The organism is Paenibacillus tritici, assembly GCF_018207515.1.
Classification (GTDB): domain Bacteria; phylum Bacillota; class Bacilli; order Paenibacillales; family Paenibacillaceae; genus Paenibacillus_AQ; species Paenibacillus_AQ tritici.
The window spans coordinates 123,665-137,744 of record NZ_CP073365.1 but is presented as its reverse complement, the minus strand read 5'-3'; the positions used below and the strand labels follow the sequence as shown (position 1 = coordinate 137,744).

Sequence of the window (14,080 nt, the reverse complement as noted above, 5' to 3'; positions counted from 1 at the left end):
CATCACTATAATATTGAAACTTGTTTACACAAGTTCAGCTTAAAGGAATGTTCTAAAACGCAAATTCGTTTCGGTATCCAGTTTTCAAGGATCAAGTTCTTGCATATACTTTTGTAAAGAAGTTTTGGTGGAGCCAAGCGGGATCGAACCGCTGACCTCCTGCTTGCAAGGCAGGCGCTCTCCCAGCTGAGCTATGGCCCCAAAATGGTATTCAATTAAAATGTTATATGGTGGGCCTTGGTGGACTCGAACCACCGACCTCACCCTTATCAGAGGTGCGCTCTAACCAACTGAGCTAAAAGCCCATATAACAGATAACATTGTGAATCAACCAATGAATTGATTGTTCGCTTGGCGGCGTCCTACTCTCCCAGGACCCTTCGGTCCAAGTACCATCGGCGCTGGAGGGCTTAACGGTCGTGTTCGGGATGGGTACGTGTGGAACCCCTCCGCTATCGCCACCAAACGCATACGAAAGAGACTTGCTCTTTCAAAACTGAACACGAGTGAGTGTTCGAACCCGAAGGTTCACTTGTGGAAGCTAAGCTTCCGATTTGAATGTTTCCATTGCAGGAAACGATTCTCCATAGAAAGGAGGTGATCCAGCCGCACCTTCCGATACGGCTACCTTGTTACGACTTCACCCCAATCATCTACCCCACCTTCGGCGGCTGGCTCCCTTGCGGGTTACCCCACCGACTTCGGGTGTTGTAAACTCTCGTGGTGTGACGGGCGGTGTGTACAAGACCCGGGAACGTATTCACCGCGGCATGCTGATCCGCGATTACTAGCAATTCCGACTTCATGCAGGCGAGTTGCAGCCTGCAATCCGAACTGAGACCGGCTTTGCTGGGATTGGCTCCACCTCGCGGTTTCGCTTCCCGTTGTACCGGCCATTGTAGTACGTGTGTAGCCCAGGTCATAAGGGGCATGATGATTTGACGTCATCCCCACCTTCCTCCGGTTTGTCACCGGCAGTCACTCTAGAGTGCCCAGCTCAACCTGCTGGCAACTAAAGTCAAGGGTTGCGCTCGTTGCGGGACTTAACCCAACATCTCACGACACGAGCTGACGACAACCATGCACCACCTGTCTCCGATGCTCCGAAGAGGGGCACTATCTCTAATGCTTTCATCGGGATGTCAAGACCTGGTAAGGTTCTTCGCGTTGCTTCGAATTAAACCACATACTCCACTGCTTGTGCGGGTCCCCGTCAATTCCTTTGAGTTTCAGTCTTGCGACCGTACTCCCCAGGCGGAGTGCTTACTGTGTTAACTTCGGCACCAAGGGTATCGAAACCCCTAACACCTAGCACTCATCGTTTACGGCGTGGACTACCAGGGTATCTAATCCTGTTTGCTCCCCACGCTTTCGCGCCTCAGCGTCAGTTACAGCCCAGAAAGTCGCCTTCGCCACTGGTGTTCCTCCACATATCTACGCATTTCACCGCTACACGTGGAATTCCACTTTCCTCTTCTGTACTCAAGTTACCCAGTTTCCAGTGCGACCTCAGGTTGAGCCCAAGGTTTAAACACCAGACTTAAATAACCGCCTGCGCGCGCTTTACGCCCAATAATTCCGGACAACGCTTGCCCCCTACGTATTACCGCGGCTGCTGGCACGTAGTTAGCCGGGGCTTTCTTCTCAGGTACCGTCACTCCGATAGCAGTTACTCTACCGGACGTTCTTCCCTGGCAACAGAGCTTTACGATCCGAAAACCTTCATCACTCACGCGGCATTGCTCCGTCAGGCTTGCGCCCATTGCGGAAGATTCCCTACTGCTGCCTCCCGTAGGAGTCTGGGCCGTGTCTCAGTCCCAGTGTGGCCGTTCACCCTCTCAGGTCGGCTACGCATCGTCGCCTTGGTGAGCCATTACCCCACCAACTAGCTAATGCGCCGCAGGCCCATCCCCAAGTGGCAGATCGCTCCGCCTTTCATTCTCTCTTCAGGAGAGGAAAGAAATTATCCGGTATTAGCTACCGTTTCCGGTAGTTATCCCAGTCTTGAGGGCAGGTTGCCTACGTGTTACTCACCCGTCCGCCGCTAAGTTAATCCGGAGCAAGCTCCTTCATAACTCCGCTCGACTTGCATGTATTAGGCATGCCGCCAGCGTTCGTCCTGAGCCAGGATCAAACTCTCCAAATTGGTATTTAGAAAGAGCGATTGCTCATTTTGAAACATCTGACGAGAATTTACATTCTCTACGATGAGATCTCTAAAGCGTCAAGACGCCTTGAAATTCATCATTTTCGGAAGTCACTTTCGTGATTTCCCACTCACTCGTTGTTCAGTTTTCAAAGATCAATGTCTCATCTTTTATCGCCGATGTTTGTCTCAGCAGCGACCTTTATAATATATCACAGCACCCTTGTTTCAGTCAAGCGTTTTTTTAATTTCTTTTTTCGCTTTAGCTTCTGGCAAGTGATCCGGAGATCTCTTGTCCAAAGGGCCGAGACTTAATGTATCATGAATCGGCAACCTTCGTCAACCTCTAAAATAAAGTTAATTTCAAACCCAATAACATCAGCACTCCCGGCAAGCCCAGCAGGGTTACAGCTCCTATTGTTGTCGGGTTAAGCGGGATGTGCAGATCCGTTAGAATACCTGAGAAGTTAACGATGTAAATACCGAGTGCAGCCAATATAAGATGAGTTCCAAATACGCTCAGCCACGCCCAGCCCAATTTTTTTCTGAATACCGTCAGTATCAGTAAGACCCCCGATACAATCAGTACACCCATAGCAACCGTTCTCAGCATCGCAATCCTCCTCCACAGCTCAGTATGTTCATAATTGCAGCTCTCTCCGGTCAAGACCCAGTCTCTTGGCATCTTTGAGATGGATCTGATATTTCCGTTCAGCCGCCTCCAGAATATAGATAGCGTAGTCAATCTGATCCTGGCCGAGTGCCTCGTCAAACATCAGATAGGCTCTTTCCCAATCAGACTGTGCTTTCCGCACCTCCTGATACACTTCTCCCCACTCCTCTTCCGCCTTTGCTTCCTTCTCCCTCTCCACACTCCCGCTCAGCCACTTGGCACTCCACCATCCCATTGCAATCCCTCCTATATGAATAACTGCAGAACCAACCGGCGATTCACACCCGTTAATCTCATACATATCGGAATAGGGACAAACTTAGAACCAAGAGTCAGAGAGTCAGCAGACCTTTTATCAAAAATATTGACCGCTCATCTAGAGTAAAGGGCTGGTACAACCCAGCCCCTCCTCATCAAACCGTACGTGAGGTTTTCCCTCATACGGCTTTCCGATGTTTGTCATTCATGGGCATGCAGATTACAATAGCGTTTTTAGTCCACACTTATTGGCCATATACTTGACCTCCGGGAATGAGCTCATCCATCTCCTCCGTTGTCTCTTCTTTGCATACCACCGGGTAAATCGCTGCAGAATATACCAATCCAGCTTCGCTAACCTCTTTTGGCTGTAGTTCGTGTAATAGTAATTTCTCCATCCCTGAATCTTTGGGTTGAGCCATTCCACGTGTTCCTCAAACGATTTCCAGCGCATGCCAGGCGGTGCTAATCTGTCTTTGACCACGCCTCGGATGCGTTCCTCTGCCCTCTTCGTTAGCCACTGCTGAGTGGTATAGTACACCTTCCCTTGAGAGGTTTCTGCTTTCGTTTTTCGGTGGTGCATTCCTAAGAAGTCGAAGCCTTCGTCTCCTGTCCACAGACCTACAATGCGGGTTTTGGTCGGATGCAGCGTGAGTTCTAGACGTTCCATAATGGTGCGGATGAGTTCATACGCATGTTCTGCATCCTTTTTGGTTTTACAGACCACAACGAAGTCGTCTGCATACCTCGTCAGTTCTCCCAGCCCACTTCCGTGTTTCTCCCATAACCGGTCAAAGTAGTTCAAATAGATATTCGCCAGCAGTGGCGAGATGACACCACCTTGGGGTGTCCCTAGATCGGAGCGCCGTACCTTTCCTTCTTCCATCACTCCCGCATGAAGCCACTTCCGTATAAGCTTCAAAATCCGTCTGTCATTGATACGCATCTGTACCAATTTCATGAGTTTCTCTTGATTTATATTGTCGAAGTAACCTTGGATATCGACGTCGACTACCCAATTTCCTTTGCGGTTGCAGGCTTTCCGGATTCGTTCCAGTGCTCCTTTTGCACCTCGCTTCGGGCGAAATCCGAAGGAGACTTCTTTAAAATCTGCTTCAAAGATGGGTTCAATCACCAGTTTGGTTGCCATCTGTAGGACTCGGTCTCGTACCGTAGGGATGCCTAGTGGTCTTGGCTTCCCGTCTTTCTTCGGGATATAGTGCCGCCGTACGGGCTGCGGATGGTAGCTGCCTTCTTTCAATTCTCGCTCACAGCTTTTGAGAAATCTCGTGACTCCTTGTTTCTCGATTTCAACGAGCGTTACGGCATCCACTCCCGCAGCTCCCTTATTCGCTTTCACCCGTTTCCAGGCTTCGCATAGCACATCCCACCGGTAGACTTTGTCGTACAAGGCGTGGAATTTACGCTTGTTGTTCTCCTTGGCCGCATGACCTAGCTTTTCTTGGAGTTCTTGAACTTTTTCCTTGGGTGTCGTTAGCCGTTTGGCATTCACTCACTCGTACCTCCTCCAAAAGCGTAAACAAAGCAGGGCTCCTTCCCTCCCTAAGGTTATGTTGTCCTTAGGTTCTTCGGTACTATAAGCCCCTCGGACTCCCTTCCCACAGACGGTTCACTTCGTCTTCTGGACTTATAGAGCGTCTCTTTACGGGTTCCTAAAAAAAAAAAAAAATTTTCCGTGTGGGGGAGGGTCTCCCCAGTTCACTGCATTATCTTTCAATCCATGCCGTTCCCATTACGCCGGAGGATTCTTCACTGCTGTTCCAAGTTCTGCACAGTTTCCTTGGCCTTCGTCCATAATAGCGGGACTCGGCTCCCTCTGTTCCCCTTTGCAGGGCCTTTTTGACGACGCGGCAGGATTCACTTGATGTTGCGGCCTGAATTGTTGCTCGCCCGGTCTCTGACCAGTACTTTTGTCGATGCGCTTTTACACACAGATTTCGCCATGTGCAAGCATCCTAGCTACAAAGGTAGCTTGGTCCCTCCTTTGGTTGGACTTTCACCAACTAGATAATGCGTGCCTCTGGGCACGCCTATATTAAAAAAGGGAGCCCTGGGGGCTCCCTAAACTTATAATGCATCAGCATAACACTTAGAACAGCTCTCGACGGCCTTCCAGCGCCTTCGACAGGGTAACCTCATCCGCATACTCCAGATCGCCGCCTACGGGCAAGCCATGGGCTATCCTGGTGATCTTGATCTCGAATGGACGGACAAGACGGGAGATATACATGGCGGTTGCCTCACCCTCTATGTTAGGATTGGTTGCCATAATCAGCTCCTTCACCCGCTCATCGCTGAGCCTGGTCAACAGCTCCTTGAGCCGGATATCATCTGGGCCTATCCCCTCCATAGGAGAAATAGCACCCTGAAGCACATGATAATAACCGTCAAATTCCTTGGTTCGTTCTATAGCCACCAGATCCTTCGAGTCCTGAACCACACAGATTACCGAAGCATCGCGGGTTTTGTCCTGACAGATCCGGCACGGGTCGGTATCCGTGATGTTGCAGCAGACCGAGCAGTAATGAAGATTACGTTTGACACTGACCAGAGCCTTGGCGAAGTCAATCACCTCGTCCTCCTTCATATTCAGCACATGAAAGGCCAGCCGGGCGGCAGTCTTCGGACCAATACCGGGCAAACGTGTAAAAGCTTCTATCAGCTTGGCTAACGGTTCTGGATAATACAAAGTAATGGTTCTCCTTTGGTCGGGAGTGGAGTAAGCCTAGAATAAACCAGGGATCTTCATTCCGCCGGTGAATTTACCCATATCGTTATTAGCCAAATCTTCAGCCTGGGTAAGAGCATCATTAACAGCAGTGATCACCAGATCCTGCAGCATCTCGATATCTTCGGGGTCCACTACCTCCGGTTTAATCTGAATGGACAGCAACTTCTTGTGGCCGTTCACCTGAACGGTAACCACGCCGCCGCCAGAGGAGCCCTCGATAGTCTTGCTTCCCAGTTCCTCCTGGGCTTTGAGCATCTGCTCCTGCATTTTTTTTACCTGCTTCATCATTTGGTTCATATTATTCATACATCATCTCTCCTTTGGGATGCGCATCTCTGCGCTGATAGGCTGAATCCTTATTCTTTTATGACAACAAGGTCTTCTCCAAAGAGCTGGATCGCCTCGTCAATCCATGGTTCGGACTTCGCTTCGCCTGTCTCATGCTCATGCTCCAGGCGCAGCTCTTCTGTGCTGGCCGCTGAAGCAGACTTGGTTGCCGCTTCACTCCAGTCGCGCATCATCATGGTTACCAGCCGGTACGGCTTACCCAGCTTAGCGTTCATAACGTTCTCGATGACCTGCCGGTTGGCCGGCTTCTCGGTGGTATCGCGGTGAATGGTATTCTTGAAGGCGACGAGCACGGCATCTTCCATAACCGCCACGGGTTCCCCGTCTACAAACCACGCGTGTACAGTAACCTTCTCTTCCTTCACACCCTGAAGAACATGGCTCCACTGCTTATATACTGCGTTAAAATCGGGACTATCCTTGCCCGCAATAAACTTATCAAGCTGCGGCGGAAGCTTAGACGCCGAAGATACGCGCGGAGCACTTGGAGGAGCGGCTGTTCTCTGGACTGCCTGCTCGCGTCCCCCGCCGGCCACGCCGCCGGATTGAATAGCCTGCTCCAGCTTCTTCTCCAGCGCGGCGATTTGCCGTTTGAGCTGATCCAGCTCACCGGACTGAACCGGCGGAGAGCTGTGCCCGGCAGCAGGCAGGTCAGCATTCACAGCCGGAATGCCTGCCGAAGGAGCCGCATCCTGCGGACCGCTGCACAGCTTCATCAGTGCTACCTCAAATATAGTCTGCGGATGTGTTGCATATTTCATTTCCCCAAGATAGCGGCTCAGTGTCTCCACAATCAGAAATAACCGGTCGCGGGTAAAGGCTGCTGCCATGTCGCGGAAATCGGCCGGATTCAGCACCCGGTCCGTTAATTGATCCGCTCCCGGCACCATCTTGATCATCAGTAAATCACGGAAGTAATACAGAAGATTCTCCAGGCATTTATCTGCACTCTTGCCCTCATGCATCATCTGCTCGACAAGTTCCAGCAGTTGTCCCATGTCACTTCCAAGAATGGCGGTTGCCAGACGGGCGAACTGCTCGGAGGGAATCCCTCCGGTCATTCCCAGCACCTGCTGATAGGTCACGTTCCCATCTGTAAAAGAAGAGATCTGGTCCAGAATGCTAAGCGCATCCCGCATCCCGCCGTCAGACAGGCGGGCAATGTACTGGAGGGCATCTGCATCCGCTGTAATGCCTTCTTTCCGGCAAATCTCAGTCAGACGGCCCGTCTGTTCCTCCAGCGAGACCCGGCGGAAGTCAAACCGCTGACAACGTGAGATGATCGTGGCCGGCAGTTTATGCGGCTCGGTGGTCGCGAGAATGAACATCACATGCGGCGGCGGCTCTTCAAGCGTCTTCAGCAGGGCATTGAAGGCCTCTGTTGTCAGCATATGCACTTCATCAATAATATACACTTTGCGGCGTACTTCGGTAGGCGCATATTTCACCTTATCCCGCAGATCGCGAATCTCTTCAACGCCCCGGTTAGACGCCGCGTCAATCTCCTGAACATCCATGATGTTGCCTGCTGTAATCCGCAGACAAGACGGACATTCATTACATGGCTCAGGACCCGGGCCCTGTTCGCAATTGACTGCCTTGGCCAATACCTTGGCAGCACTCGTCTTACCGGTTCCCCGCGGTCCGCTGAACAGGTAGGCATGCGAAACCCGCTGTTCACGGATCGCATTCTGCAGCGTCTGGATAATATGCTGCTGTCCTACCATATCTTGAAACGACTGCGGCCGCCAAGCACGGTACAGCGCGATATGTTCCACTATGCATTACCCTCTCTCAGCCTGCCGCTTTCCGGCATTTGTCGCTAATTTATTATACTATATTCCGCAAAAAAACAAAAAGCATCTTCGCTTGTAGCAAAGACGCTATCATCCTAGTATGTAAACCGTGCACCTGTTATTGATGGCTGCGATCCAAGCGGTAACCCTACAAAACTGCTCGGGCTAGGCCACCCTCCGGCACAAGAGCAAACTCGCTTATGGCTGCTTCCTTCCGGACCTGACCAGGTTCACAAGCACTCATTGCGGAGGACCCAACCGTCAACACAGCCTATAGGAACCAAGGCCTCACATCGACAGCACCTCTAACAGGAATTCAACCTCGCTACAGCGGATTGCGAGTTACAGGGCACCGCTACCTCCCCGTCTAGCACGGCGAAGATAAGTATAGCTTACAGCTGGACAAAAATCAACTCCGCATATTTCCAAAAAGAAAACCCCTGCAGCCGTTACAGCCGGAGGGGTTCCAAATCTTATGCCGCTTAGGCGGCAGATCCATTAGATACCATATTTCTTCTTGAATTTGTCAACACGGCCGCCGGCATCCAGGAACTTCTGCTTGCCGGTGAAGAACGGATGACAGTTCGAGCAAATCTCGACGCGAAGCTCCTGTACCGTCGAGCCCGCTTCAAAGGTATGGCCACAAGCGCAGGTTACCTTCGTTAGATTGTACTTGGGTTGAATTGCTGTTTGCATATGAAATCTCACCTCTCACGCCCTAAGCCTCATGCGGGCCTAGAGTTATATGATTACGCAAGCTACATTCTAGCATGGAAGCCCAGGCTCTGCAATAGCCCCGGCCGCTTCCAATTTCCGTACCCTACAGCTTCACCACACGCTGCTTGGCACGGGCCAGTTCAGCAGGCGGAACATGGGTGAAGGAGCCAATCACAACGCCCGGGAGCTCCTCACGGAAGATCTCAAGCATCGTCTTCATTCCGAGAATCTCGCCTTGTGCCGGAGGAATCAGTTCCAGATAACTCTCCGGGTCAATATTCAGATTACGCATCTGAATCAGCTTCAGATCTGTACGTCTGACGAATTCCACCATAGCTTCAATCTCTTCCTCACGGTCTGTAACACCTGGAAAGATCAAATAGTTGATGGAAGTGTATACGCCTTGTGAAGCAGCATACTTCAGCGACTTCTCTACATTAGCCAGCGTATACCCGCGGGGCTTGTAATAGGCATTATAATGGTCATCCAATGCACTGATCGTACTGACCCGCATCAGATCAAGTCCTGCATCCACAATACCACGGATATGATCGCTTAACCCGGCGTTGGTATTGATATTGATATAGCCCATATCCGTAATGGAGCGCACTTCACGGATAGACTCGATAATCAGCTTGGCCTGAGTGGAAGGTTCCCCTTCACAGCCCTGTCCAAAGCTTACAATGGATTCCGGTGTCTTCAGATGCTCCAGCATCACTTGTGAGACCTCACTGGCCGTAGGGCGGAAGTTCATCCGTGTCTGCGGCGATACAAATCCGCTGTCATCCGGCTGTTCAGAGATACAGCCGAAGCAGCCGGCATTGCAGGAATAAGAGACGGGAACAGCGCCCTCCCAGCGGCCCAAGAAGGTATTGGAGGAAGTCAGGCATTCATATTCCAGTGCACAATTGGACAGATGATTATACAGGCGGTTCTCCGGATACTTGGCAGTCAGATCACCCACACCAGCCTTCACATCGCCCCGGTCACAATTCATAGGATTCCACTGCTCCGGATCATCGGTCAGATCAGCGGCGACATAGAATCCGCCATCCTTCCACACCACTGCGGAATAACCAAAGAGCGGAAGCTTATACGTCTTGTCTGTCTTGACATAGCCGGGAAGACATAGACGGGTATAGCCCTGCGGCAATAGCGCTCCAACTGCCTGCGAACCTAACGGCAACGGCAGCATTTCGCCTGTCTCGGGATTCATTCCTATTGCACGCGTATTAGGCAGCCCTACCAGGGTGGCGCCTTCAGGCAACGGGATCAACTCTTCCTCCAGTATCTCAACAATCATATCCCCGCTGCGGGCCAGGGCATACAGCTCGGGATGATCATATACGTTTCCTTGCCCGTCGGCATATACCAAATACATGTTATTCTCCTCTTGTTATCATTTCTCAGGTTGTAGGCACCGAAGGGGCCTTGGGCCGCGGGGTGCGGCGGGCGGACGAGCCGCTGTTCGAGGTTCCGCCCTTGCTGGCGGTACCGCTTGCGGACGAGGAATCCTTATTGCCGGCTACATCAAAGGAGGCCAGGAATTCAGCATTCGTCTTGGTGTCACGCAGCTTCTTCAGGAAACCTTCTACGAAGTCGTAGGATTCGTTCATATTTTTACGGATGGACCAGATGGTATCGAGCTCTTCCTTGCTCAGCAGCACTTCTTCGCGGCGTGTACCCGAACGGCGGATATCAATAGCCGGGAAGATACGGCGTTCTGCCAGCTTACGGTCCAGATGAAGCTCCATGTTCCCTGTACCCTTGAATTCTTCGTAGATAATATCGTCCATACGCGATCCGGTATCAATCAGCGCGGTTGCCAGAATGGTTAAGCTTCCGCCTTCTTCCACGTTACGCGCGGAACCGAAGAAGCGCTTGGGACGATGGAAGGCGGCGGGATCAATCCCTCCGCTCAGGGTCCGGCCGGATGGCGGAACCACGAGATTGTAGGCACGGGCAAGACGGGTAATGCTGTCCAGCAGAATTACGACATCCTTCTTGTGCTCTACCAGCCGCAGCGCACGCTGCAGCACAAGCTCAGCCACTTTGATATGATTCTCCGGCAGCTCATCGAATGTCGAAGCCACTACCTCACCTTTAACCGAACGCTGCATATCCGTTACTTCCTCGGGGCGTTCGTCAATTAGCAGTACAAACAGCGAAATCTCAGGATTATTAGTGGAGATGCTGTTGGCAATTTCTTTCAGAAGGAGCGTCTTACCTGCTTTGGGAGGTGCTACAATCAAACCACGCTGTCCCAGACCTACAGGAGCAAGCAAATCCATAATACGGGTAGACAGATGGGTTGGGGATGTTTCGAGCGGCAGCTTGTCTTGCGGATACAGCGGCGTAAGCGCCGGGAAATGCAGCCGTTCAGCCGCAGTAGCAGGGTTCTCGCCATTGACGGCATTGACCTGCAGCAATCCAAAATAACGTTCGTTCTCTTTGGGGGTCCGGCATTTCCCGGATACCAGGTCTCCGCTTCTTAGGTCAAACTTGCGGATCTGCGAGGCGGAGATATAAATATCCTCTGCACTCGGCAAGTAGTTGATCGGCCTGAGGAAGCCATAGCCTTCCGGCAGAATCTCAAGCACGCCTTCCATAAACATAAGACCGCTCTGCTCAGCCTGTGCCCGAAGAATGGCGAAGATTAACTCCCGCTTCTTAAGCGTTCCGTAATAAGGGATCTGGTATTTCTTGGCCAGCTTATACAGATCGGTAAGCTTCATTTCTTCCAGATCGGAAATTTGAAGATCCATGTGCAATAACCACCTATTCAATTTTTATGGAATATATGAGTCTATGAAAATGCTTATTAGGATAGGATTACCCGAATTGGAAAGAGATATGCAGTCCGCCCGCAAATTCTCCCTGTCCAATCCGGGAATCCTGACTATTCGTTCTCGCGCCAAACATCGGCTCCCAAATTACGAAGGTTGCTTACGAGGTTATCATAACCGCGGTCAATATACTCCACGCCCGTCACTTCAGTGATGCCTTCCTCTACGGTAAGCCCGGCTATAACCAGGGCTGCGCCTGCCCGGAGATCAGCAGCCTTCACCTTGGCAGCATTGAGCTTGCCGCCTTCAATAATTGCGGAACGTCCTTCTACACGAATCTTAGCGCCCATACGGACTAATTCAGGGACATGCTTGAAGCGGTTGCTGTATACGAAATCGCTCAGGACGCTGACTCCCTCAGCTTGAGTAAGCATACTGGTCATCGGAGATTGCAAATCAGTGGCGAACCCGGGGTAGATCAACGCTTTGACATCGGCATGCTGGTACTTGGCCTTGCCGATGACCCTGATACTCTCATCCAGCTCTTCTATGTCTACTCCCATTTCCAGCAGCTTGGCAGTGAGCGCCTCCAGATGCTTGGGAATTACGTTATCAATTAAGACATTGCCGCGCGTAGCCGCAGCTGCAATCATGTATGTTCCAGCTTGAATACGGTCGGGAATAATGGAATGGCGGCAACCGTGCATTTCAGTTACGCCTTCAATCCGGATCGTTTCTGTACCGGCGCCTTTAATAACAGCGCCCATAGAGTTCAATAGGGTAGCTACATCTATAATCTCAGGCTCTTTAGCCGCATTTTCAATAATTGTAGAGCCTTTGGCACGGGAGGCCGCGAGCATAATATTAATGGTGGCGCCGACACTGGAGACATCCAGGTAGATCTTGGCACCGCGCAGTTCTTTGGCATACAGGTGAATAGAGCCATGGTCATTGGTCACTGTCGCCCCAAGTGCCTCAAAGCCTTTGATATGCTGGTCAATCGGGCGGGGCTCGAAATTGCAGCCGCCGGGTAGTCCAATAGTTGCTTCCTTGAAACGTCCCAGAAGTGCACCCATCATATAATAAGAAGCCCGGAGTTTCTTAACCGGTCCGTTAGGCATGGGAATAGATACAATACGGGAGGGATTAATTCTCATTTGGCTGCCTGTCCACGACACGCTTGCACCAAGCTCCTCCAGAATTTCGGAGTAAACGGCAACATCACTGAGCGCAGGCAAATTATCCAGCACAACCTCAGATTCCGCCAAAATTGCCGCAGGAATCAGCGCAATTGCACTATTCTTTGCTCCGCTGATGGTTACAACGCCCTCTAGCGGACGTCCGCCGCCAATCATTAATTTTTCCATAAATTTATTTGGTTCCCCCTACGTGTATTGCAGCTTGTTGTGGCAATACCAGTTGTGGCTTAAGGTGACATGGGTTGCTTGTGATTGGTGATTAGAAGAAGAAACGGCTGTGCCGCCCTTATCCGAAGGACGGCACCCGTTTCTGAGGAAAACGAAATGGCTTGTGCGGAAAAACAAAGTTATGCGGCAGTGTAATACTTAGGCTTTGTTGCTGGATCCGAATTCACGGATTTTGCCGATAACAGTCTGCTTGATAGCTTCGCGGCCTGGTGCGATGAATGTACGCGGGTCGTAAGCATCCGGTTTAGCAGCAAGAACTTCGCGGACAACCTTAGCGAACGCGATTTGGTTCTCAGTGTTAACGTTGATCTTGGAAGTACCCAGGGAGATGGACTTCTGAATGTCGTGTACAGGAATACCAGTACCGCCGTGAAGTACAAGCGGAAGGTTAACCGCATCGCGGATCTCTTCCATTTCCTTGAATCCAAGGTTTGGTTCGCCCAGGTAAGGACCGTGTACGGAACCCAGTGCAGGAGCCAGAGTGTCGATGCCGGTTTCTTTGACGATGCGTACGCATTCGTTAAGGTCAGCGTATTGGATGCCGCCGATAACGTCATCTTCCTGTCCGCCTACAGTACCAACTTCAGCTTCTACAGAAACACCTTTAGCGTGAGCATATTCAACGACCTTCTTGGTCATTTCAATGTTCTCGTCGATTGGGTGGTGGGAGCCGTCGATCATTACGGAAGTGAATCCGGCATCAATGGCATCTTTACATTTGTCAAAGCTTGAACCGTGGTCCAAGTGGATGGCTACAGGAACGGTGATTTTCATGTCATGAATAAGACCTTCAACCATCTTAACTACTGTATAGAAGCCGCCCATGTGACGGGCTGCGCCTTCGGATACACCAAGGATTACCGGTGACTTCTCTTCTTCTGCTGCACCAAGAATCGCTTGAGTCCACTCCAGGTTGTTGATGTTGAACTGGCCAACTGCATATTTTCCTTCAAGTGCTTTGGTCAACATGTCTGTCATAGATACTAATGGCATGGTTTCAATCCTCCTAAAATATTGGGTTGCTTATATAAGCCGACATCACATACAGGCCTATTATAGCACATCCTGTGTTAAATACTAAATAGGATACACAAAAAAATGTCCCGGTGGGACGATATTCAGCCAACCCTTTACCAGCGGACTATTTCCTCATTTAGCGTATCCATAACAGGACGTC

General features: G+C 51.0%; 11 protein-coding genes, 2 tRNA genes, 2 rRNA genes and 1 other RNA gene. All 16 read right to left on the bottom strand.

The genetic code is table 11. The annotated features are described in order from the left end of the window. Window positions 1–125 precede the first annotated feature (125 nt). Window positions 126–201 (bottom strand) — tRNA-Ala (locus KDC22_RS00670). Window positions 202–228: 27 nt separating this feature from the next. Next, window positions 229–305: transfer RNA gene (locus tag KDC22_RS00665), tRNA-Ile, on the bottom strand. A gap of 44 nt (window positions 306–349) precedes the next feature. After that, a 5S ribosomal RNA gene (gene rrf / locus KDC22_RS00660) occupies window positions 350–466 on the bottom strand. A gap of 124 nt (window positions 467–590) precedes the next feature. Then, a 16S ribosomal RNA gene (locus KDC22_RS00655) occupies window positions 591–2,146 on the bottom strand. A 346-nt stretch (window positions 2,147–2,492) separates the two neighbouring features. After that, window positions 2,493–2,759 (bottom strand): pro-sigmaK processing inhibitor BofA family protein, encoded by a 267-nt coding sequence (locus tag KDC22_RS00650; RefSeq protein WP_211721746.1) that lies wholly within the window; start codon window positions 2,757–2,759, stop codon window positions 2,493–2,495. A 28-nt stretch (window positions 2,760–2,787) separates the two neighbouring features. Then, window positions 2,788–3,054 (bottom strand): DUF2508 family protein, encoded by a 267-nt coding sequence (locus tag KDC22_RS00645; protein ID WP_173141125.1) that lies wholly within the window; start codon window positions 3,052–3,054, stop codon window positions 2,788–2,790. Window positions 3,055–3,297: 243 nt separating this feature from the next. Then, window positions 3,298–4,590, bottom strand: a complete 1,293-nt coding sequence (ltrA, locus tag KDC22_RS00640) for a group II intron reverse transcriptase/maturase (protein ID WP_211721745.1) — start codon at window positions 4,588–4,590, stop codon at window positions 3,298–3,300. 597 nt (window positions 4,591–5,187) lie between these two features. Continuing rightward, window positions 5,188–5,787, bottom strand: a complete 600-nt coding sequence (gene recR / locus KDC22_RS00635; RefSeq protein WP_036698882.1) for a recombination mediator RecR — start codon at window positions 5,785–5,787, stop codon at window positions 5,188–5,190. A 36-nt stretch (window positions 5,788–5,823) separates the two neighbouring features. Continuing rightward, window positions 5,824–6,135: a YbaB/EbfC family nucleoid-associated protein gene (locus tag KDC22_RS00630; protein WP_173141123.1), complete on the bottom strand. Its 312-nt coding sequence runs from the start codon at window positions 6,133–6,135 to the stop codon at window positions 5,824–5,826. Window positions 6,136–6,185: 50 nt separating this feature from the next. Next, window positions 6,186–7,955, bottom strand: coding sequence for a DNA polymerase III subunit gamma/tau (gene dnaX, locus KDC22_RS00625; RefSeq protein ID WP_173141121.1), 1,770 nt, complete (start codon window positions 7,953–7,955; stop codon window positions 6,186–6,188). Between the two features lie 125 nt (window positions 7,956–8,080). Next, window positions 8,081–8,349: signal recognition particle sRNA large type (gene ffs / locus KDC22_RS00620), an RNA gene on the bottom strand. Between the two features lie 122 nt (window positions 8,350–8,471). Beyond that, a complete protein-coding gene (gene rpmE, locus KDC22_RS00615) occupies window positions 8,472–8,669 on the bottom strand; it encodes a 50S ribosomal protein L31 (RefSeq protein WP_173141119.1) in 198 nt (65 codons plus the stop codon). A gap of 124 nt (window positions 8,670–8,793) precedes the next feature. Continuing rightward, window positions 8,794–10,071: a radical SAM family protein gene (locus KDC22_RS00610; protein ID WP_211721744.1), complete on the bottom strand. Its 1,278-nt coding sequence runs from the start codon at window positions 10,069–10,071 to the stop codon at window positions 8,794–8,796. Between the two features lie 25 nt (window positions 10,072–10,096). Then, window positions 10,097–11,455, bottom strand: a complete 1,359-nt coding sequence (gene rho, locus KDC22_RS00605) for a transcription termination factor Rho (RefSeq protein WP_173141115.1) — start codon at window positions 11,453–11,455, stop codon at window positions 10,097–10,099. A 134-nt stretch (window positions 11,456–11,589) separates the two neighbouring features. Beyond that, on the bottom strand, window positions 11,590–12,843 hold the full coding sequence (locus KDC22_RS00600; protein ID WP_173141113.1) for a UDP-N-acetylglucosamine 1-carboxyvinyltransferase: 1,254 nt from the start codon (window positions 12,841–12,843) through the stop codon (window positions 11,590–11,592). 198 nt (window positions 12,844–13,041) lie between these two features. Further along, window positions 13,042–13,896 (bottom strand): class II fructose-1,6-bisphosphate aldolase, encoded by an 855-nt coding sequence (gene fba, locus KDC22_RS00595; protein WP_039309634.1) that lies wholly within the window; start codon window positions 13,894–13,896, stop codon window positions 13,042–13,044. Window positions 13,897–14,080: the final 184 nt, after the last annotated feature.